This window comes from Nocardioides lijunqiniae, assembly GCF_015024225.1.
Lineage (GTDB): Bacteria > Actinomycetota > Actinomycetes > Propionibacteriales > Nocardioidaceae > Nocardioides > Nocardioides lijunqiniae.
The window spans coordinates 14,671-36,165 of record NZ_JACJGM010000031.1 but is presented as its reverse complement, the minus strand read 5'-3'; the positions used below and the strand labels follow the sequence as shown (position 1 = coordinate 36,165).

Genomic DNA, 21,495 nt, shown 5'->3' with positions numbered 1-21,495 from the left:
GCCGGCTCTCGCGCTCCAGTTCGCGCCAGTTGGGAGCGAGGGCGGACATCATTGCTTGGAAGCGCTTGTCGTGTGTCTTGTAGCGGAGGTGCAGCATGGCAAAAGCAAGACAGCGCGCCAACAAGTTTCAGTCGGGTGGTGCAGTGGTGCGGCGGCGCTGCAACCATCTGCCCTTGCGGTCGACTGATGCCTCGCTCTTGATCGGAGGCTCCGCGACGTCGCCGTCCAAGCCGTCTAGGGAAGACCTCGCAGGTCCAGCCAAGTCTTGAAATAGCAACCGGCGGACCGCGTCCGCATCCTCTTCGCGCCAAGCCTCAAAGAGGGCCAGGGTGGTGATTACGGGCTCCGTCTGCGCAGCGAGGAACTCCGGGCGCTCGTACGGCTTCTGCCTACGCTCACCCGGTGCCAGCCGGTGCTGGTGGTTAATCACCAGCGCGCCACCGTCCACCGGCGTGCTGGCTGGTAGCTGGTGCCACTCTCTGAGGTGGCGAACTAGGTCCTGGTAGGCGCGCTCCGGAGCGGGCCCGCTGGCGGACTTGACCTCGACCAGCCGGACGCGACCGCCGTAGCTGCACAACAGGTCGGCGTTCTTGGTGCCCCCAAGCTCCTCGTCGAGATCCACGACCGCCACGTCGGCCGACTCCAGCACCGCTCGTACTGCGTCGACGAGCACCCCACCGGCGCCGTAGAGCAGCCCCTCCCTCACCACGGACGCCGCGCTCTGCGACTCCTCAAGCTCGCGCTCAAGGTCGGACCATCGAGTGGCGTAGTCAGTCTCAAGCTCAACGAGAGCCGAGCGCGCTTCCCGCTCGCGGCGCGTCATCAGGCTGGTGTCGCTTGCAAGTTGACGCCGTGCTCGGCGCATTGCGCCGGGTACGAATTCTGGCATCCCCTGCTCAAGCAGCCACTTCAGCAGTACCGGCCAGGGCGTCTGGAAGGGCGCCACGTAGCGCCGCTCAACGCCGTCGGGCGAGACCCATGCGGCCACAACTGGCTCGCCGAGCTCGGTCACGATGATCGGCTCGAGGCTCCCCTGTGCTGGGCGGTGCGCCGGCTGGTCACGTGCCGCGCGATACGCCGATCCGCCGTGCTCCTGGACAGGTATCCCTTCGAGTGACAGCTTCCACCAAGACGGGGCGGGGTTGCAGCTCAGCAGTCGAAGAGCGAGCAAGCCATCGGCGTCGCCCAGATGATCGGCGGCGCGGACACTCGCGCCCTTGCCGAGTGGCACGCCGCTGATCCGAGAGTTGAATTGACCGAGGTAGATCGAGTCACTTGGTCCGAAGATGCTTCGGGTGTCGCCTTCGTTGAGCTTGCCGATCGGGCTGATAACGAGCGCCGTCTCGCCCCTAATCGCGGCCCCCTGACGGAATCGGTCGAACTCGTCGGCTCCTTGTCCGGAGTAGATGCTCGGGTGGAGCGCCACCACGCAGTCAGCGGTGTCGAAGCCCACCCAACGCGGCTCGAAGCCCAAGCCATCCCAATCCAGGTCCGGCTGAGCGAGTGCAGGGCGGCGCTGTTGCAGCGAAGGAGCAGCGTCCTCTCCGACCTCCTTCTGCCGCGCCTCGATGTCGTCCCACGACGCCGGCGGCCCGAAGCCAACGTGGACCGGGATCGGCAGCTGACTCATGCGCTCTCTCCCGCGGGCGTGCCAGCGAAGTGGGCGGAGAGCAACTGCATCTTGCGCAGGTAGACGGGCGCAATCGTGAGGTGGACACGAGCGGTGTCTTCGTCGATTCGGCGCCCCGTCGGATGGCCCACTTCATTGCGAGTCGTTCGGATCAGGTCGGCGATGGCGTCAAGCGTGAGGGCATCGGCGAGCCCATTCGGCAAATCCTGTCGGATGGGCTCGATGCGCTTGCGGAACTCTGTCCAGAGCGCGAAGTAGTTGCCGCGCGGCTTCGCGAGCTCTCTCGCAATGGCGGGTGCGCCCGCCACCGATGAGGCGGCGTATGACTCCGCCATCACGAGGAAGGCGCGCTCAGCAGCGACGCCGAGCATGACCGACGTCGCGAGGTAGCAACGTCCGTTGAAGGACTGCAAGGCCTCGACGAGGTAGAGCTCGACCAGCCCATCCAGGTCAGGGACCTCGCGTCGGATCCGCGCGAGGTAGCCCTCCGGGTCGCGGGGCTCCCAGGTGCCGCCCTTGATGACCTTCCGGCCATCGGCCGAGAGACACCAGCGCCAGTTGTCCGTGCTCGACTGCTGGCCTGCGGTGTCGAGGTAGATGAGACGCTCCCCCACCAGCCCCCAGAGGGCCTCCCACACCTCGGTCTCCGAGCAGCCGGTCTGCTGCCCGACATTGGCCACGGCGTAGTGCCGACTGAAGCGAGGATCTGCTCCGCTTCCCAGGTATGCGAGCGCCGCTCGCCGAACGTCTGCTGTCACCATGCCATTTGATCATCAAGGACCGACAGAAGTACGGCACTCCGCCGATGGGAATCAGTCCGGGCGCCGAGCCCCACGATTTGCCGGTAACCGCCGGAACTAAGCCCTACTGTCGGACCACGCCGAAGGTCCGCGTCAGTGCTATCCGGGTCAGCAGCCTGCTCGCGAACCGACACATGGACGCCGACGCACTGGCCGAGCGGGTCACCACCGTCGTCCGGCCGCACGACTTGCTGGCCGCCGACCAGGATGTGGAGTTCGACGACCTGGTGAAGCTCGCCAAGGTCTTCGGCCGGCCATGGTCCTACCTGCTGATCGACCAGGCCGAGGTGTATCCCAACGCTGGGAGCGACAACCGCACCTATGCCAACCAGCGCGTCTCGCTCTCACCCGAGCTACTCGCCGAGCTGCAGATGGCGGATCTGATGCTCGCAGCGGCTGCCGACCTGTTCCCGGGCGAGGGCTACCAGGTGCCGAGAGTGCCACCAGAGGGCTGGCCGGCCGAACGGCTGGCTACGGAGATCCGTGCGCTCCTCGGCGTATCGGTCGACGAGCAGCTCGAGGCGAAGGACGAGTATGCGGCGCTCCGGCTCTGGGTCGCCGCGCTCAACGCCCGCGGCGTCTATGTCTCCCAGCGCAGCTTGAAGGACCCGACGGTGCGGGCCTTCAGCAAGGTCCTCGACGACCAGGCGGTCATCGTGGTGAGCACCAAGGACGACTCACATCCGCGGATCTTCTCGGCCCTGCACGAGTACTGCCACGTCACCCTCCACTCCACCGGGATCTGCGACCTGCTCGACCACGGCGATGTGGAGCGCTACTGCAATCAGGTCGCCGCGGGCGTCTTGTTGCCGAGGGACCTGCTTGACCGTCTCTGGACGCCCGGTGCCTTCGCAGGCGGCGACGATGCTGCCGATGCCGCGCTTAAGACGATGAGCAACCGGGCGCATGTTTCGCAGCAGGCACTGCTGATCGCCCTGCGCGACCGCCACATCATTTCTCAGGACGCCTACGACGCGATCGAGGCCCGCCGGGCCGGGCGCCGCAAGACCGGTGGCGGCAAGTCCTCAAGCGGCGGTCCGACCTACTACACCGTGGCGATCAACAGGATCGGACGGATGTTCGCGCACCGGGTCGTGAATGCCATGACCGAGGGGTTCGTCGACAGACAGGACGCCAGCGTTCTGCTTGGCGTGGGCGAACACAACGTCGGCAATTTCGTGCATGATCTCGTCGCCGGCGACTGAGGCTGGAGATGGTCCAGGAAGCGCTCTTTGAAGCGGAGGCGAAATACTCGATCGACACCAACGTCGTCGTGAGCTTCCTGGGCGACGGAGATGCCGAGTTGTACCCCGTCGACGTGTTCGGTCCGCAGTGGACCTTCCTCGAGGCCGCGATCAGGGCCGGACGCGTCATAGCGGCTCGACGGGTGGAGACCGAGCTCAAGAAGTGGGAGCGGATCGAACGCATGAAGGCGTGGCTGCACAACCATAAGTACGTCTTCCAGGACGTCGACAGCGATGCCCAGCTCATCGCAGCAAAGGACACCGTCAATCGGTACCCGGCCTACGGCTTGGACGTGAATCGGCTTGGTGACCTCGAAGTCATGTCACTGGCGAAGGCGCGAGGGCTAGCCGTGATCTCACTGGAATCCCAGAAGCAGCACCGGGCTGCCCGACCGAAGATCCCGAACGTCTGCCAGGAGTTTGCGATCGGGCACGTCGGGTTCCATGACTTCCTACGGGCCGAGGGGTTCGCCGAACGGGGTACGTGATCGACGAACGTGAAGCCGGACCTTCCGGGCGGGTAAGACTGAGCCCGGGTCGACTAGCAATCGGTCGGCGCGCGAGTGAGTCATTCCACCGCGAACCGGACGCACTCTTCTGCCGATGAGTGCGATCATGCGCAACACTTTGCGCTGTCTAGGAGTCACAGGCACATGAATGTCGTGCGGGGCGCCTTGGCGCTGGCTGCCACAACGCTGTTCGTTGGCGTCCTTGCCACCGGCTGTGGAACCGCGACATCCGAGGGTGAGGCGGGCTCGGACGATGACTTATCGTCGGAGCGGCGGCCGAGCTCGTCTCCCCGACCGACCTCGACCCGACTGCCTGCTCCCTGGTCCGCCTCCCCGCGGCCGCTCCTAGTGCAAGACGATCAAGATCCGGTCGCCACAGATCTCGCGCGGCTGGTCGAGCAATTTGTCGCCTACGCGGTCGGCGCCTCGGACACGTTCCCGCATTGGGAATCGGTCTCCATGTCGCTTGGCGGTCAGCCCGTCGTATCGATCGACGACATCATCGCCGCCCTGTCGATGCGAAGGATCTGGAAAATCTGTCCGGCCGACTGGAATGGCTACGGCGCTTCGTCGTGTCCGGTGGACCTCCTCAGTCCCATCACCACCGCGGCCACGAACGCCGCCTCACTCGTCTACTCAGGTGAGTACCGCGACGTCACGTGTGCCCCCGAGAGGACAGGGCCACTACCTCGTGGACGCCTCGTTGTTCTCAGACCCATCGCAAGCAGGCGAACGTGCGCAGGAGACTTCGCGCTGGTCCTCGCCGCTGACGAGCAAGGCAGGCTTCGAAGCATTGATCTAACGCTTGCGGAGCCCTGACCGGCGACCGGAACTGACGTCCGGCGCCTCACTCTCTTGCCGCTGAGCGCGCACTGGAGGTGCCCCATTCCGCCGCGACCGAGCGTTTCCGCCAGTGACCGGAACCGCCAATGAGCGGACATTGCGACATGATGATCCCCATCGGGACGGATGTGGACGACGGCTAACGCCTCACTCCGACGCGCTACCGGCGGTAAACGTGCCTAGCGCCTCGATCAGCTCACGCAATCGGACCTCGTCGACACGACAGACCGGGGACCGTTTGTCGTCACTGTCCTCGACGACTACCACCCCAGACGCGACCAGAATGCGCGTGTTGTGCGAGACCGCCTGGGAGTTCGCACCTAAAGCCTCGACGGCTGACCGCTGGGGCCCAGGACTGGTCCGGTAGTGCCGGATCAGGTTCACCCGCAGATCTGATCCGAACGCCTCCGTCGCGTCGTGCACCGTCATCGGGGTCTCCACGGAGAGACGAACGATGCGCGGCACGCACGCATTGTGCCGCAGTGGCTCGGGTGAGGTGCGCAGACCACGTAGCTCCCCTTAGGTCATCCGATTTAATCTGGCGAAATGCTAGCGTAGCGCTAACAACCGTGTAACTAGCCGGCTCGAACCCATGTACGGGACGTCGGGTCTGGATTTACAGTCGTCATCCGCCCTCTTGGGAGACCGAGCAGGCGGTTCTACAGGACTCCATCGGGGGAGTTGTGAAGAGCACGAGTACGAGCTATTTACCGTCGAGCCTCCGCAGGGCTCGCGTGTGGAACGACCGCGGACTGGCGTCCGTGAATTGGTGCCGTCTGACGGCGGCGCTGTGCTCGTTGGTGTTCTCCTCCCCGGGCTATCGATTCTGGGCCGCGCCGGTTCCGCGCAACCCTGCCCTGCACGCCGTGACGCCAGGATCGGCGCTCGCGGGCTCGCTTATCTCCTCACCCGGCCGCACGGTCCCAGGGGTTGCACTCCACCGGCTTTCCGGCCCGTCATCTCTGCTACCCGGGGAGGGCGAACAAGGGTCGGACTGCCAGCTAGTGGCCCGGTCGGTGGGCGCGCCTCTCACGGTCCATCGGTGCCTACAGAGGTGGGCAACACCAAGAACGAGCACCACCCGAACGCGGGCTGTGCTGCAAGGGAGCTGCTGTGAGTAGTGAACGTCCAGAGCACTCCGGCCAGGTGCCAGCTCACCCGGTCGCGCTGATCGAGGTCGACCCCGACGCCGGGACGGTGACCATGAACGGACAACCGGTCGTGATCGCGGAGGGAACGGACCTGTACGTGGCCGGGGTCCACGCCGCGGCCACGCGGGTTGCCCAGGTGCTGCAGCGGCCGGTGCGGGCACTAGCGAAGGACCCCACCGGGCAGACCTCTCTTCTGGTGCACCCGGACGGGTCGGTGTCCGACATTCAGGAGACCGAGCCAGCAGCGGTAGCCCCGGAGCGGCCGAAGGTCTCAGAGCCGGCGGCGGTCCCGAAGCGGGCCGGCCGGGTCAAGCCGGCACCGAAGGCGGCGAGCGCTCCGGTGAGCAGCTCAACGGCTGGGCGGACGAGTCCTCGAGGAGTGACGCTGGTCAGCATCGGGGCCAGCTTGGCAGTGGTTGCGACGGTCGGGACCGCACTGCTGATGGGTGGCGTCGACGTCGGCGGCCAGGACCCTCACATGTCGAGCGCGGGCGAGCCAACTGAGAAGACTACGCCGCTGCCCGAGCGCCCGGAGCCGCTCCAGGCGATCGCGGGTGCGGTGCTCGAACCGAAGCCGGTGGTGAACGTGCGGGCTGACGGCAGTGTGAAACGGGTCCGCCTGACGGTCACCTCCAACGAGCTGCCGGCGCGGGCGCGGGTGGTCCTCGTGCGAACCGGCCAAGAGGGCGGAAAGCCGCTGCAGCGCACCGTTCGCCTGACCAAGCGCGGGCAACAGATCAGGCTGACTGACCTGCCGGCCGGCACCTACCGGTGGCGGGTCACCGTGAGCGGCGCGGATGCCGTGGTCGGGCGCGTGCGGGTGACAGCACCGGCACCCCCGCCCGCTCCCCCAGCCCCACCGGAGCCCGAGCAGCCGTACTACCCCGAGACGCCCGATTACGGCGGCTCCAGCGTCGGGTCCGAGGGCGGCGGCGGTGGAAACGGCGGCGACGACGGGAACGGCGGCGGGGGGCCGGACTCACCGGTCGACCCGGGCAACCCCGGCCCGGACGCCCCGGTCCCGAACTGAGCCGAGAACAGGTGACGACGATGAGCAACCAACAAGGAGCAAGGCTGATGGGTGCGGCAAGGGGTCTGCGGACCGGGATGGCGGCCGCGATCGCGGCCGCGGTAGTGACGGCGATGGTTCCTACGGCCCAGGCCTCGGCGGCCGGTGCAGCTGCGGCCAAGCCCAGCAGGGCAGATCGGCCCTGGTCGGGGTTCGCGATCCATGCGAACCGCACCGCCGACGGACACTGGATCGGCGCGCGGAAGCTGAACAAGGAGGTCGTCTACCGGCTGGACCCGGCCAGGAAGGCCAAGCGGTCCTCCTACGGACCCGTGCGGCCGGTCGGGAACCTGGCCGGCAGGCAGGCCTCACGACGAGACACCGTGCGGGCGGCCTACATCCTCTCGAGGTACGGGACCTTCCGTTACGACGTGCAGTCAGCTGCGGTCGACATCGCCCTGGACCACCTTCTCGTCGGAGGCCGCTACCGGCTCTCCGGGGACGTGACGTCGCGACGTGTGCAGCAGACCGGCGAGGCCGCGAAGGTGCGCTCGTTCGCCAAGGCGATGCTCAAGGAGTCCCGCCGCCAGGCCGGGCCTCCGAAGATGGCGGTCAGCGTGACCAACGCCGCGGTGGGAGGAACCGTCCGTGCGACGGTCCGTGTCAGGGGCGCCAACGGGCGCCCGGTCAAGGATGCGCCCGTAACCCTGAGCTACCCCGGGGCGACGACGCAGGCGGCGCGCACCGACCAGGCCGGAACGGCGGTGGCGACATTCGTCGCCACCAGCGCGGGCCGGCATGCGGTGGTGGCCACCGTCAAGGACCTCCCGGAGTGGCGCCTGCACCTGCGGTCGCCCAAGCGGGCAAAGGTCTCACGCGTGGCGCGAGCAGGGGTCAAGGGACGAGCCAGCGCGAGCGCTGTGGCCACGATCAACGTCCGTCCCACAGTCCAGATCACGTCACCCGCACAGGCCATGCGGACCAGCCCGATACCCGGGCGCTTCACTCTCTCGGGCGGAGAGCCTGGCACCCGCAGCGCCACGATCCGCCTGTTCGGACCCTTCACCACCGCAGCGGGAACCACCTGTGCGGCCAAGCAGGTGGTCGCGCGCAGCATGACCGTGACCGGCAACGGCACCTACAACATGCCCGCGGTCACGGCACCCTCGGCCGGGTTCTACACCTGGTCGGTCGCGGTCGCCGCCGACTCGGTGAACCAGTCGGTCGCTGCGTGTGGCGGCGCCATCGCGGTGAAGGTCCAGCCCGCCGTGGCCGTTCAGGAAGAGGCCGGCAACACCCTGAAGTCGGGAGCACTGCTCCCCTCCACCGTCACAACCCGTGGGCTGCCCTCGGGGCTCCCCTACGCCGGGCACGCCACCGTGCGGGTCTACGGCCCCTTCGTCGCACGGGACAACGTGCGCTGCCTTGACGCGAAGCTGCGCAAGCGCACGACGGGACGCGTGAACGGCAACGGCACGGTTCGCGCCGAGCCCGTCGAGCTCAACGCCCGCGGCTACTACGGGCTGACCGTCGTCCTGCCCGCGGGGACGTTCTCCACCGCGGCCACCTCGTCGTGCCGCGCGGCCAACACGGTGGTGAGGGTCGAGTGAGCTGGCCAGCAGCAGAGGGCACCTCGACGGCCCACAAGAGTCCCTGGGACGTGCCCTCGATCGCGGAGTACGAGGCCGCGACCGGCACGGAAGCGGTGCTCGGGCTAGACGTCCCTAACCAGAGCACGACCGGCACTGGAGGCGAATCCGCAGGGGTCGACCCGGCGTCGGCCTCGGTGGTCTGGATCGGCGCCCACGGCGGCGCCGGTGCCCGCTCCCTCGCAGCCGCGACGGGTGTCGGGGTCGTCGGCGGAGAGCACGAGGTCACCACCGAGACCCAGGACGGACCGCCGCAGGTCCTCGTCGTCGCGCGCAGCGACGCACGGGGCCTCGACGCAGCAGCCGAGACGGTCCGGACCGTGCCAGGCGGCGTGCAGCTAATCGGGCTGGTCATCTCGGCCGACGCACCCGGCCGACCGCCCCGTGCGATCCGCACCCGCATCCACGAGCTGTCCGGGACCGTGCCGCACCTGGTCACGATCCCCTGGATCTCCCAATGGCGACTCACCCCCGGGTCGCCTCACCCCGCAGTCACCAAAGCACTCGCACCACTCAGCATCACCACCCCCCACCAGAAGGAGCAGAAGCTATGAACAAGACCCTCCGCCGCGCCGCCACGACGACGCTGACACTGAGCACCACGGCGGCCGCAGTGCTCGTGAGCGCCATGCCGGCTCACGCCGACGTCGACTTCGACCCGACCCCCGAATTGCCCGGGGACCTGCAGGGCAAGCTCAACAGCCTGCTTGGCATGGGGATGGGCCTGGCGATCTTTGCCTGCATCGCAGGGCTCATCATCTGCGCCGCGCTGATGGCGATCGCCTCGCGTCGCGGGTCGCTCGAGGACCACATGGGCCGCCTCGGGGCAGTCATGGCCGCGTGCGTCCTCATTGGCTCCGCCTCCTCCATCGTCTTCTGGATGATGTGACGGCGCCCCAGCTTCGGACCTAACCCGACTTCCTGCGAGAGGGACGCCGATGTACCAGCACTACGAGGACGACCACGACGAAACCCCGTGGTGGCGGCGCGGATGGGCCGTTATCGCAGCTGTGGGCGTGGTCGCGGCGTTGGTCGCCGCAGTGGCCCTCGTCGCGTGGCCAACAGGTGACGAAGGAAAGGGAGAGGAAGATCCCCCGGCCGCTGCCTCGTCGAAGTGCGGCCTGGCTGATGGGGACCAGGCGATTCCGGCCGGGGGGCCCTCGAATGTCGACTGGGTCATCGTCGACGGTCTTGCTGCACCTCGGTCGGCGGAACTCGGACCCGGCGAGTCATCCAACAACGTTCAGGAGTGCTTCGCACGGAGTGCGGCCGGAGCGGTGCTGGCGGCGTCGAACTTCTACGCAGACGGGAACGCGAGCAGCGTCGACCAGGCGCAACTCATCGAGCAGCGGGTGGCACCGGGACCGGGGCATGACGCTGCGCTTGCGCTGGCGGAAAGCGGGGAGGAAGGGCTACCCGTGGCGACCGAGATCGTCGGTTTCCGGGTGGACTCATACGAGCCCAAGCAAGCGACGGTGAGCATCGCTGTGCGGGCGACCGAGGGGCAGTACGCGGGGCAACTGGTAGCGGGACGCGTTGAGCTCGTTTGGCGGGACGGTGACTGGCTGGTCGTGCTCGCCCCGGACGGTCAGCCTCAGACTTCGATGTTGTCGTCGCTCGCAGACTACGTTGAGTGGAAGGCCCCCGGCGGAGACGCCGCGGAGGGCGTCGGCCGGGTGGCGCCGGGGTGGGCCCTTGCTTCCGGCATCGGAAGTAGGGCCCCCGCGGCGGGAGCCTGTTCGGCCGCGCAGTTTCTGTGTGACGCGGTCACGGCTGTGCCTGGAGCGGCGGTCGGGACGGTGACCGGCGCGGCGTCCGACGTGGCTTCAGAGGCAACGTCAGCAGTGACATTAGGCATCCTCGACGACTTGGCGCAGCAGGCGTCTGAAGCTGCGGACTGGGCCCTCAAGACGTTGCTCACGACTTGGATGGATCTGCCTGACCCAGATGTGATCGGGGCCGATTCGGTCGCGGTGTGGTTGACCACGCAGATGGAGTGGCTGATCGCGGCCGCGATGATCGGCAGCATCCTGCTGGCCGCCTACAGGCTAGCGATCACCGGGAAGTTCGAGCACGGGCGCGAACTCGTCGACGCGTTGGTGCGGGTCACGATCGTGTCCGGGATCGTGGGCGTCGCCACGACAGTGGCCATGGAGGCCGGTGACTTGTTCTCGGAGTGGATCTTCAAGCAGGTCGACCTCGACCTGAACCTCGTAGAGGTGATGGGTGCGCTGAACCTGGCGTGGGTGGTGTTGTCCTTCGGGCTGTTCGTGCTCATCGTGCAGTTGATCCAGCTGGCGCTGATGTTCGTGCGCTCGGCCATGGTGCCGCTGCTGGTCTTCGGGATCACGCTCTCGGCGGCCACCTCGAACACCGGGATCGGTCGCCAGGCGTTCCAGAAGCAGCTGTCCTGGCTGATCGCGTTCGTGCTCTTCAAGCCGGTCGCGGCGCTGATCTACGCCGTGGCGATCAAGATGATCTCCACGACCGATGACGTGGCCACGGTGCTCGGCGGGATGATGCTGATGATCCTCGGCGTCCTGGCCCTGCCGGGGCTGATGCGCCTGATCGTGCCCGCGACTGCGTCCATGGGCGGCGCGAGTGCCGGCGGCATCGCCGGCGCGGCCGTAGGAGCAGCCATGGCCACCGGTGCCGTCGTGGCGACGGGCGGCGCCGCCGCCGCAGGGGGCTTCGCGGGCGCAGGCACCGCAGGCGGTGCTGGGTTCGCCGGAGCAGGCAGCGCCGGTGGCTCGGGAGCGGCCATGACTGCAAGCGCCGGTGGGGCGTCCCCGATCGCGGGCGCTGCGCCGGCCGCGGCGGGTGGAGGCGCGTCGCCGGCCGCCGCTGGGGGCGGAGCGGCCACGGCTGGCGCCGGCGAGGGCTCGAGCGCGGGCGCGACCGCTGCAGGCTTCGACGGGGCGCGCCAGGTAGGCGCTGAGTCCCCCGGTGGTTCGGGCAGCGGCGCCTCCGGCGTCGACACCTCCCGAGTCCTGGATGCGGCCTCCCAGGCCACGCGCGCAGGTGGCGGCGGCGCCGCGTCGGGCGTCACCGGAGATCTCGACGGGGACGAGGAGCGATGAGCACGACTACGAGCACGAGGTCCTGGCAGAGGACCGAGGGGACGCCTACGCGCACCTACGGCAACTGGGTCGAGCAGAAGGGCGTCGGTATTGCAGGCGCCGGCCTGGTCGGCACCGCGGTCCTGATCGGGGGTCTGGTCGTGATCATGATGGCGATGCTCATCGCCGGGCCGATCGGCGCCGTTGTCGTCGGCGCCGTGGTCGCGGTGGCATTCCTCGCGACCGGCACCCCCCTTGGAACCAAGACCGTCCGTCGATACGGCTACCGGCGCGCGCGCCGAGCCCGAGAGCACCAGTTCAGGAGTGGCGTGTTCACCAGGAACAGCAACCCAGCAATCCGTCTGCCCGGCCTACTCGGGCGGACCTCCCTACTCGAGAAGACCGACGCCTTCGGCGCACCCTTCGTCGTCATCAAGAACCCCTCGCGCGGGGGCATGTACACGATCGTGGCCAAATGCGTCGCTGACGGCCCATGGATGCAGGACCAGGAGCAACTGGACGCGTGGGTGGCCGGCTGGTCGCGCGTGCTCACCGCAGCCGGGCAGGAACCCGGCCTGATCGGCGGCAAGGCGATCATCGACACCGCCCCAGACCCGGGCGGGCGCCTGGCGGCCGCCGAAGCGGCACGCCGCTCCCCCAACGCCCCGGCCCTGGCCGCGCAGGTCATGGACGAGTGCGTGGCTGCCTACCCCGCGTCCTCGAGCGAGAACGTGACCTACGTCGAGCTGACGTTCCGCGCCAGGGACCTGGACCGCAAGGGCAACGAGGACCGCATCCTCTCCGAGCTGTCGCGGCGAGTACCCGGGCTAATGGGCCGCCTGGGCTCCGCGGGAGGTGGCGCGGTCACGATGCTCACCAAGGCCGAGCTGCCGGCCATTGTGCGGGTCGCCTTCGACCCCGCGGCCGCGCCGTTCCTCGAGCAGGCCGCGATCCACTCCCCGGATCACCCCGACCTGGCCATCGACTGGTCGGATGCGGGACCGGTGGCCTACCAGGACTTCTGGGACCGATTCGTCCACGACTCGGGGGTCTCGGTCACGTGGGAAATGTTCGGGGCTCCGCGTGCCGCGATCACCGAGCTCTCCGCGGCCGCGCTGCTGATGCCGCACAGCGACTTCGCCCGCAAACGGGTCGCGCTCGTGTTCCGACCCAAGAGCCCGGAGGCCTCGGTGAAGGCCTCCGAGAGCGACGCCAACGCCTCGATGTTCATGTCCAGCCAGGGCAAGAAGCGCACCACAGCGCTGCAGAAGATGCGGGTCCGAGCCACCGAGCAGTCCCGTGAGGAGGTGGCCGCGGGCGCGGTGATGGTGCAGTTCTCGCTCCTGGTCACCGTCACGGTGACCTCCCCCGACGGTCTCGACCAGGCCGCCTCGACGCTGGCCGCCCGTGCGGGCACCGTGCCGCTGCGTCTGCGCCGCTGCTACGGCTCGCAGGCCGCCGGATTCGCCACGACGCTCCCCGCCGGCTTCGTGCCGTGGGAGCACACCGTGATCCCGGACCGAGTGCGGGAGGTCATGTGAGCACCACCGCGGACGCGCTGCGCAGAGCCGCGGCGCACGCCGCAGCCACCGGCACGCCGGCTCCCCCGATCGAGGCCACGAACGCGGCACCTGCGAGCCGCCGTGGCCCGCGCGGCAACCGTCAGGGACCTCGCGGGTACATCGGCCCGGGCGGTGGCTCGTGGCAGGTCCTGCCGACCCCGCCGACCTTCCGGGGCACCTCGGTCCAGGTCTGCGGCGTCTGGCCGTTCGCCGGGGGCTCCTCGCGCCCGGTGGTGGGCGTGCCGGTGGGCCAAGACATTCAGACCGGGTCGACGGTCTGCTGTGACCCGTTCTCCTGGTTCAAGGCAGGCCTGATCTCGGCTCCCTCGATGAGCATCTTCGGGCTGACGGGCTTCGGCAAGAGCAGCTTCGCTGTCCGCCAGATCCTCGGCTGCGCCGCAGCCGGGGTCGTGCCGCTGATGGCCGGCGACCTCAAGGGCGAGTACTCCCACGTGGTGCGCGCCCTGGGTGGCCAGGTCCTCCGTTTCGGCGAGCACCAGCGGCTCAACCTCCTGGACCTCGGCGCACTGGCAGAGGCCGCCAACCGCGTCGGTGGCCAGCGAGCCGCCGAGCTGCGCGACATCGCAATCGACCGATCCACGATCGCGGTCGCCGCCCTGGTCGAGATCGCACGCCGCTCACGGCTGCGCGACTACGAGCACTCCCTGCTCGCCGGCGCGATCAGGCTCCTGCACGACAAGCACCGCAGCACCGGCAGGGACTCCCCCACCATCGCCGACCTGGCCGCGCTGGTGGAGAACCCCACCGGCGAGCTGCGCCGGATGGTCCTGGCCGAGACCCACGAGGAGTACCGGAAGGAGACCAAGGGGCTGCGCCGCTCGCTGCAGGCCGTCGTCGAGGGACCGCTGGGCCGCACGTTCTCGGGCCAGTCGACCGAGCGTCTGCACCTCGACGCGCCGGCGGTGTCGATCGACATCTCGGTGGTGGAGAAGCGCTCGGAGACGATGCTGGCCGCGGTCATGCTCGCGGCCTGGTCTGAGGCGTTCGCCTCGATCGAGGCGGCCAACGCGCTCGCGGACGCCGGGCAGGCACCGCAGCGGCACTTCCTGGCTGTCATGGATGAGATGTGGCGACCGATGCGCCTGGAGGACGCCGGCCTGGTCGACCGGCTCGACGGCATCACCCGCCTGAACCGCGCAGAGGGCGTGGGCAACATCTTCGTCACCCACTCGCTCAAGGACATGGAGTCGATGTCCAGCGCAGCGGACGTGCAGAAGGCGCGCGGCTTCGCCGAGCGCTCCGGGATCGTGGTCACCGCGGCGCTGGCCAAGGCGGACCTGCGAGCGCTTTCCGAGATCAAGCGCCTCTCGGAGACCGAGATCAACACCGTGGCGTCGTGGTCCACTCCGCCGGGCTGGGTTGCCCGCACGCTGCGTGACCCGGTGACCGGCTCCGAGCGGCCGGCGCCGCCGCCGGACGCCGGGAAGGTGCTGATCAAGATCGGTGAGCGCGCCGGGATCCAGACCCAGGTCAAGCTCACCCCGACCGAGCTGGCGCTGCACGACACCAACGCCCGTTGGGTCACGTCCGGAGACCGGGGATGAGCAGCCCTCGGGCCCTCAGGAGGGCCGCCGCCGCGGTCGCCCTGGCGCTCAGCGTCTCGGCCGCGCCCGGATGCGGCAACCCGGCCGACGACGACCCGGCACCCGCGGACCCGGCCTCGCAGGCCACCGACGAGGAGGCAGGCGAGCCCATGGACGGGGTCCCGGCCGACGAGCACGACCACGAGCACGGTGTCGTGGTGCCCGGCGCCGGCACAGAGCCTGCGGGGGCAGCCGTGGTGGTGCTGCGGACCTGGGCGCGCCCGGACCTGCCCTATGAGCAGTGGTGGGCCGAGCTGGAGCCGTTGCTGGATGCCTCGGGGCGCCAGGCCTACGCCGCCACTGACCCGGCGGTGGTTCCGCCGTTGACCGTCCGCCAGGGCGGCCGCGTGCTCGAGGAGACCCCGATGCGGGCCCTGGTCGCGGTCCCCACCAGCGCGGGGCGCTTCACCGTCGAGCTGACCCGCAGCGGCGTCTCGGCCGAGGCGGGCGGCGGGTGGCAGGCGATGCGTATCCACTTCCCGGTCACGGCCGACTGAAGCCCGATGAGCGACAGTGCGCGGCGGACCCGCGATGACAGCGGCGAGGCGCAGGCGCAGACCCTGCTCATCGCCGTCATCGCGGGCGCCGTGGCGCTGGTGATGGCGATCGGCGTCCTGGTGGCGCTGATCGCCGGCACGGCCGAACAGATGGCCGCGGACAACTGCCTGCCCGGCTCCGACGTCGTCGACGTCGCCGGCAGCGTGACCGGACCGGTGCCGGCCGCGGTGGGCCCGTGGAAGCGTGAGCAGCTGACCAACGCCGCAGCGATCATCAACGCCGGCGCCGAGGTCAAGATCTCCCGACGCGGCCAGATGATCGGCGTGATGACCGCCATGGGCGAGTCCGGCCTACGCGTCCTGGACTACGGCGACGGCGCCGGCCCCGACTCCCGCGGCCTGTTCCAGCAGCGCGCCAACGGCGCGTGGGGCTCGCTGGCGGACCGGATGAACCCGCGCATCTCGTCGCTCAACTTCTTTAAGGCGCTGATGAAGGTCGAGGGCTGGGAGCAGCTGCCCCCGACAATCGCGGCGCACCGCACCCAGAACAACGCCGACCCCTATCACTACGAGCGGTACTGGGACGACGCCACCAAGGTCTACGCCGCCCTGGCGCCGGCGCAGCCGCCGGCCACCGTGGCCCCGGTGGCCGCGAGCGGTGACCCGTTCGACCTTGGGCCGGTCAAGCCGCAGCTGCGTGCCCTGGTCAACGTGCTCGCGCCCATGTTCAAGATCGAGACCGTGGGCGGCTACCGGGTCTCCGCGAGAGACCCCCACGGCCACCCCTCGGGGCTGGCGGCCGACTTCATGGTGCCGATCAACGCCGCCGGGAAGCGCCAGGGCGAGGCGCTGGCCGCCTACGCCCGCAAGAACGCCGTGAGCCTCAACGTCGACTACATCATCTGGTACCAGCAGATCTGGTCCACCGACCGAGCCTCCGAGGGCTGGCGGCCCATGGGTGATCGGGGCTCACCGACCGCGAACCACGTGGACCACGTCCACATCAACGTCAAGCCCGGCGCCGGCGGCATCGGGGACCTCGGCCCGGCGGTCTTCGACCCCGAGGCCTGCGTCGACGCGGTCGCTGGCGGCGCCGTCGTCTACCCCGTCGAGGACGGTGCGAAGTACGACCGCAAGAACTGGCGCTCTACCGGTTCGCGGTGGGGCAGCTGGCACACCGGCACCGACTTCTCGGTGGCCTGCGGGACACCGGTCGTGGCCTCGCACGGCGGCACGATCTCGATCGAGTCCTCGCTCTGGGCCGGCCCGCATCTGACGAAGGTCTCGCTCGGCCCCGGGGCGCTCACCACCTGGTATGCCCACATGGAGTCCGTCACCGTCGCCGAAGGCGACGTCGTGGCGGCCGGGCAGCAGATCGGCACCGTGGGCAGCCTGGGCAACTCCACCGGGTGTCACCTGCACTTCGAGGTCCACACCAAGAACGGGTCGATCTACGGCGAGGACAACGTCAACCCCACGACGTGGCTGGCCGAGAACGTCGGCCAGTTCGTCGGCGGCACCGGTCCTGGCGTGCGGGTGGCCACCTTCAACGCCCTGGGCCACAGTCACACCAAGCCCGGAGGCAACAAGCCCGGCTGGCCCCAGGCCGACACCCGCACCCGCGACACGCTGACCCGGCTCAACGCCGCTGGCCTGGAGATCGTCGGCTTCCAGGAGTTCCAGCCCTACCAGTCCGAGAGGTTCCTCGCCTACAGCCGCGGCATCTGGAGCGTGTTCCCCAAGCCCAGCAGCGGCCTCGACAACGCCGTGGCGTGGCGCACCGACCGCTGGGACGACGTCCGAAAGTTTACGATCCGTATCCCCTACTTCGGCGGCCACAAGAAGCCCATGCCGGTCGTGCTGCTCCGCAGCCTGCAGACCGGACAACAGGTGTGGGTTGGCAGCTTCCACAACCCCGCCGACGTCGACGGCAACAACGCCCGCCACCGCCGCACCGCGACCCAGCTGCAGGCCGCGCTCGCGACCCGTCTGCACGCCACTGGCCTGCCGGTTATCTGGACCGGGGACATGAACGACCGCGAGGACTACTACTGCCCCACGGTCCAGCAGTCCCCGCTGCGCTCGGCCTCCGGCGGGTCAGTGCGTCCGTGTCGGACCGCACCCAAGCCCGGTGTCGACTGGGTGATGGGTGCCGGGGTGGCCTTCAACAGCTACCACGAGGACTGGTCGGTCAAGCACAACCGGATCTCCGATCACCCCCTAGTCACCGCCACCGCCGTCCTTGCCGGCACCCCGGCGCCCCGCACTCCCGCAGCGGCCGCACCTGGTCGCGACCGCACCACGGCGGGTCGCACACGACCCGCCAACCGCCCCGCCCCACGCACACTCGCCGGCGCTCGAACCCCTCGCCGGCAGCCAGAGAAGGGAAAGCACCATGCCCCGAAGAAGTGACCGCTCGGGCGGCCCCTCTGACGAGGTCCTTGCCGTCGCTGCGCTCGGCGGACTCGCGTTCGTCGCCGTGGCGGGTCTGTGGGTCAGCCTGCATCTATCAGCCGCCCTCACCGGCTCCCCTGACGCGCCGGCGGCCAACCCCGCCGGGCTCATCGCCGACGTGGTCGCAGGTCGCACTAGCTGGACCACCGGCGCCACGGTGAGCGCCGTGGCGCTCGGCGTCCTGGCGTTCCTGGTAGTGCTGTTCTTCGCCGGCCGCGGCGGACCGCGCACCGACGCAGACCCCGCCGCCCGCCACATGGCCAGCCGCCGACACCTTCGCGAGCTCACCCAGGCCGGCGCTGCGCGCACGGCCAAACGGCTCGGCGTCGACGAGAAGCGCCCGGGCCTGCCGCTGGGCACCAGCGTGCGGTTCAAGACCGCCCTGTACTCCGGGTGGGAGTACATGGTCGTGGTCCTGGCCGGCCCCCGCACGATGAAGACCACCGCCTACGCGATCCCGGCCGCCATGAGCGCCCCCGGTGCTCTCCTGGTGACCTCCAACAAGCGCGACCTCGTCGAAGCCACCCGCCGATCGAGGGAGGCCTTCGGCCGGGTGTGGGTCTTCGACCCGCAAGGAGTCGCTAGATCATCGCCTGACGCGGAGCCCACCTGGTGGTGGAACCCGCTGACCTACATCGCCCCCCACGACCGCACGCTCGGCTGCGCGGCCCGCGACCCGTACGGGAAGGTCCTCGCGGACCCCGCGAAGGCCGAGAAGCTGGCCGCGCAGCTGGCCATGGCCTCCAAGCCGGAGGGCTCGAAGTCCGATGCCTACTTCGACCCCGAGGCCGAGAACCTGATCGGGCTGCTGCTCCTCGCGGCCGCGGCCGGGGAAGTGCCCATCACGACGGTCTACGAGTGGGCCACGGACCCCACGCGGCCCGACCCGATGCGGCTGCTCGAGGAGCACGGCTACGTCCAGCAGGAGCAGTCGCTGCGCGCGCTGTCGCTGCTCGCAGACAAGCAGCGAGACGGCGTCTACGGCACCGCCCGGGCGCGGCTCGGCTTCCTGCGCAACCAGCGCTACTGCCAGTGGATCACCGCACCCGCCGACCCTTGGACACCGCAGTTCCACCCCGCGGAGTTCGCCGGCTCGACCGACACGCTCTACCCGCTCTCCAAGGAGGGCCAGGGCTCGGCCGGCCCGCTCGTGGCCGCCCTCACCATGGCGGTCATCGACGCGCTCGAGGAGCGCGCCACCGACTCCCCCGGAGGCCGGCTCCCGGTTCCCTTCGTCGGCGTCCTGGACGAGGCCGCCAACATCTGCCGGTTCCGCGACCTCGACTCGCTCTACAGCCACTTCGGGTCCCGCGGGATCGTCCTGATGACGATCCTGCAGAACTGGGCCCAAGGTGAGGTCGTGTGGGGCGAGAAGGGCATGGAGAAGCTCTGGTCGGCCGCCAACGTCCGAGTCTACGGCGGCGGCGTCGACGACGACCGGTTCCTGGGCCGGCTCTCCAAGCTCGTGGGCACCTACGAGCACCAGACCCGCTCGCGGACCTCCGGGGGCCGCGGTGGCCCCTCGCGCACCCACTCGGTGCAGGAGCAGCCGATCCTCTCCCCCGCCGACCTGCGCGAGCTCAACGGCCGCGCCGTGGTGTTCGCCTCCGGCGCTCCTGCGGTCCTTATCAAGCCCCAGCCCTGGTTCGCCGGCCCCCACGCGGCCGCGATCAACGCCAACCTCGCCGTGAGCGCGGCAGACCGGAGCGTGCGATGAGCACCGGAGATCTCGACGTCGATGACGACGCCCGGGGCCAGGAGGAGGGCCTGGAGGACTTGCTGGGCGGCGACGCAGAGCCGCTGGACACCAGCGGGCAGCTCTACCCGAACGTCTACGTTTTCGTGAGCGATTACCTGGTCTTCGTCTACGCCCGCCCGGTCGCCAACACCGGCCCCGTGCGGTGGTGTGCCAAGTGGTGGGAGCACCCCGAGGCGGTCTCCCGTCTTGAGACCCTCTGGATGGCCTTCGAGGCCCTGCGCGCCACCGAAGGCACCTCCCCAGCGGACTGGTGGCGCGACTACGCCGACCCCGCCATGACGGCCCTGATGAGCGCGGAGGGGCCCTTTCGATCGTGTGGACCCACCCGGCACGACCCGCCCCCGCGGCTCCCCCTCGACGAGCTGCCCCGAGGCCTCCTGGAGGCCTGAGCCCGACTGCCCCTGACCACCGCTCCAACCAATCGAAGGAGAAGACCATGGATGAGGACCCCACCGACGACGTCGCCCGAGCACTGATGAGCCTCGGCGCTGGCAGCGCCCGCGCGCTCGAGGTCACCCTGCGCGCCGCACGCGACGCCAAGGCCCGCGAGGCCGCACAGATCGAACGTGACGCCGACGCCGCGATCCGACGTCTCTCTGGCACGGCCGCGGCCGCCGAGAGTCACTTCGCTGTCGTTGACGCCGAGTGGATGCGCGCCGCCTCGGCCACCGACGCCGCCACTGTCTGGGAGGCGAGCCAACGGTGGGCCGAGATCGACCCTGACCGCATGACGACCCACGCCGAGCGCATCAGCGGGGCCGCCTCCGAGGTTGCCGGCACTGACCTGCGGGCCGCGGTCGACGACGGCTCGATGAGCCTGGAGGAGGCCGCCCAGACCCTCGCGACCACGGTCGCGGAGCGCGACGCCGGCGCCGTGGACCACTCAGCCTCCGCAGACGCGACCGTGGCCCGCGGCGTGGAGGGTGCGGCGGACAGCCGCCGTGGCGCAGTCGCCGGCGACGTGCGCGATGCCACCAGCCGTCGCGACCGGCTCAGGACCGCCAGCGTCCCTGCTCAGGCCATCGACGCCCGTCTGACCGCCGACAAGCTTTCGGGCTCGGCCCTGCAGACCGCAGCCGCGCACACGAGCACCGACCCCGTCAGCCCGGGCGCGCAGCACACGTCGGCGAGATCTCCGGCCAGGGTCCGCGCACACCGCAAGGGTGTCGAGATCGTCACCAAGACCGGCCCCGAGCGGTAACCCCCAGCCAGCGACCGCCCGCCTCAGCGGTCGCTCCTCGAGACCCCGGCGGACCCCGAAAGACCGCCGGGGTCTCGCCTTGCCCGGACCACGCGTCTCACTCAGCTCTTGGGCCTTCCCTCGCGGCACTCGTAAGGGTGGGGCCCATCCGTGCCCGGGACCACCTCCGACCCGAGAGCCTGCTTCATATAGGAGGGTTGCCCGCAGCTCAACGATGTGCCAGCCAGCTGCGGACGGGCCCTTCTAGGGCCGGTAGTTACTGACGAGTTAAACCCGCGTGACGTCGCCGGTCGCGCAGCAGACCGCGCACTACCGCAACCACGGTCCACGTAAGCAAGAACAGCATAATCAGAAAAACCGCAGCCATAGCAATCTGTTCCGGCGGCGGAGACAGCGTGCTCAGTTCTGAATCCGACTCCTGCTCAAAGAGGCCCGCAAGCCAAAGAACACCAAAAGAAACGGCCCAGATCGCGGCGGCAATCACCCAGGAGGGCACCTTGAATCCCATACTCTTGATCCACATG

The 21,495-nt window shown here is 69.4% G+C and carries 18 protein-coding genes; 14 read left to right on the top strand and 4 right to left on the bottom strand.

Annotation, left to right across the window (positions count from 1 at the left end; translation table 11 throughout):
• Nucleotides 1–127: 127 nt before the first annotated feature.
• Together IRQ30_RS17675 and IRQ30_RS17670 are read right to left on the bottom strand one after the other, a co-directional pair.
• Nucleotides 128–1,630, bottom strand: coding sequence for a hypothetical protein (locus IRQ30_RS17675; protein WP_193614294.1), 1,503 nt, complete (start codon nucleotides 1,628–1,630; stop codon nucleotides 128–130).
• Nucleotides 1,627–2,391 carry a hypothetical protein gene (locus IRQ30_RS17670; RefSeq protein ID WP_193614293.1) on the bottom strand — a complete coding sequence of 255 codons (765 nt, stop codon included), beginning with the start codon at nucleotides 2,389–2,391 and terminating at the stop codon, nucleotides 1,627–1,629. Before IRQ30_RS17670 ends, IRQ30_RS17675 begins: the two co-directional genes overlap by 4 nt.
• Before the next feature lie 5 nt (nucleotides 2,392–2,396).
• Between IRQ30_RS17670 and IRQ30_RS17665 the strand changes: the two genes are divergently transcribed.
• Nucleotides 2,397–3,635 carry an ImmA/IrrE family metallo-endopeptidase gene (locus tag IRQ30_RS17665; RefSeq protein WP_193614292.1) on the top strand — a complete coding sequence of 413 codons (1,239 nt, stop codon included), beginning with the start codon at nucleotides 2,397–2,399 and terminating at the stop codon, nucleotides 3,633–3,635.
• 8 nt (nucleotides 3,636–3,643) lie between these two features.
• Nucleotides 3,644–4,162, top strand: a complete 519-nt coding sequence (locus tag IRQ30_RS17660; RefSeq protein WP_193614291.1) for a DUF4411 family protein — start codon at nucleotides 3,644–3,646, stop codon at nucleotides 4,160–4,162.
• 1,011 nt (nucleotides 4,163–5,173) lie between these two features.
• Here IRQ30_RS17660 and IRQ30_RS17655 read toward each other — a convergent pair.
• A complete protein-coding gene (locus tag IRQ30_RS17655) occupies nucleotides 5,174–5,491 on the bottom strand; it encodes a hypothetical protein (RefSeq protein ID WP_193614290.1) in 318 nt (105 codons plus the stop codon).
• Nucleotides 5,492–6,139: 648 nt separating this feature from the next.
• Between IRQ30_RS17655 and IRQ30_RS17650 the strand changes: the two genes are divergently transcribed.
• From IRQ30_RS17650 to IRQ30_RS17595, 12 genes are read left to right on the top strand one after another with little or no spacing between them, the layout of a single operon-like run.
• Nucleotides 6,140–7,207, top strand: a complete 1,068-nt coding sequence (locus tag IRQ30_RS17650) for a hypothetical protein (protein WP_193614289.1) — start codon at nucleotides 6,140–6,142, stop codon at nucleotides 7,205–7,207.
• Between the two features lie 20 nt (nucleotides 7,208–7,227).
• Nucleotides 7,228–8,796 carry an Ig-like domain-containing protein gene (locus IRQ30_RS17645; RefSeq protein ID WP_193614288.1) on the top strand — a complete coding sequence of 523 codons (1,569 nt, stop codon included), beginning with the start codon at nucleotides 7,228–7,230 and terminating at the stop codon, nucleotides 8,794–8,796.
• 50 nt (nucleotides 8,797–8,846) lie between these two features.
• Nucleotides 8,847–9,389 carry a DUF6668 family protein gene (locus IRQ30_RS17640; protein ID WP_193614287.1) on the top strand — a complete coding sequence of 181 codons (543 nt, stop codon included), beginning with the start codon at nucleotides 8,847–8,849 and terminating at the stop codon, nucleotides 9,387–9,389.
• Nucleotides 9,386–9,724 (top strand): TrbC/VirB2 family protein, encoded by a 339-nt coding sequence (locus IRQ30_RS17635; protein ID WP_193614286.1) that lies wholly within the window; start codon nucleotides 9,386–9,388, stop codon nucleotides 9,722–9,724. The genes IRQ30_RS17640 and IRQ30_RS17635 overlap by 4 nt, the downstream gene beginning before the upstream one ends.
• A 49-nt stretch (nucleotides 9,725–9,773) precedes the next feature.
• Entirely contained in the window at nucleotides 9,774–11,915 is a 2,142-nt protein-coding gene (locus IRQ30_RS17630) for a DUF8175 domain-containg protein (protein WP_193614285.1), read from the top strand.
• The gene (locus IRQ30_RS17625; RefSeq protein WP_193614284.1) at nucleotides 11,912–13,435 is read left to right on the top strand and encodes an SCO6880 family protein; all 1,524 of its coding nucleotides are present in this window, start codon (nucleotides 11,912–11,914) and stop codon (nucleotides 13,433–13,435) included. Before IRQ30_RS17630 ends, IRQ30_RS17625 begins: the two co-directional genes overlap by 4 nt.
• Entirely contained in the window at nucleotides 13,432–15,021 is a 1,590-nt protein-coding gene (locus tag IRQ30_RS17620) for an ATP/GTP-binding protein (protein ID WP_193614283.1), read from the top strand. The genes IRQ30_RS17625 and IRQ30_RS17620 overlap by 4 nt, the downstream gene beginning before the upstream one ends.
• Nucleotides 15,018–15,557, top strand: a complete 540-nt coding sequence (locus tag IRQ30_RS17615; protein ID WP_193614282.1) for a hypothetical protein — start codon at nucleotides 15,018–15,020, stop codon at nucleotides 15,555–15,557. Before IRQ30_RS17620 ends, IRQ30_RS17615 begins: the two co-directional genes overlap by 4 nt.
• A gap of 6 nt (nucleotides 15,558–15,563) precedes the next feature.
• Nucleotides 15,564–17,969, top strand: a complete 2,406-nt coding sequence (locus tag IRQ30_RS17610; RefSeq protein ID WP_193614281.1) for a M23 family metallopeptidase — start codon at nucleotides 15,564–15,566, stop codon at nucleotides 17,967–17,969.
• Nucleotides 17,953–19,728: a type IV secretory system conjugative DNA transfer family protein gene (locus IRQ30_RS17605; protein WP_193614280.1), complete on the top strand. Its 1,776-nt coding sequence runs from the start codon at nucleotides 17,953–17,955 to the stop codon at nucleotides 19,726–19,728. The genes IRQ30_RS17610 and IRQ30_RS17605 overlap by 17 nt, the downstream gene beginning before the upstream one ends.
• Nucleotides 19,725–20,159 carry a DUF4913 domain-containing protein gene (locus IRQ30_RS17600; RefSeq protein ID WP_193614279.1) on the top strand — a complete coding sequence of 145 codons (435 nt, stop codon included), beginning with the start codon at nucleotides 19,725–19,727 and terminating at the stop codon, nucleotides 20,157–20,159. Before IRQ30_RS17605 ends, IRQ30_RS17600 begins: the two co-directional genes overlap by 4 nt.
• Before the next feature lie 47 nt (nucleotides 20,160–20,206).
• A complete protein-coding gene (locus IRQ30_RS17595) occupies nucleotides 20,207–20,971 on the top strand; it encodes a hypothetical protein (protein ID WP_193614278.1) in 765 nt (254 codons plus the stop codon).
• Between the two features lie 256 nt (nucleotides 20,972–21,227).
• Here the strand turns inward: IRQ30_RS17595 and IRQ30_RS17590 are convergent, their stop codons facing one another.
• Entirely contained in the window at nucleotides 21,228–21,494 is a 267-nt protein-coding gene (locus IRQ30_RS17590) for a hypothetical protein (RefSeq protein ID WP_193614277.1), read from the bottom strand.
• Nucleotide 21,495: the final 1 nt, after the last annotated feature.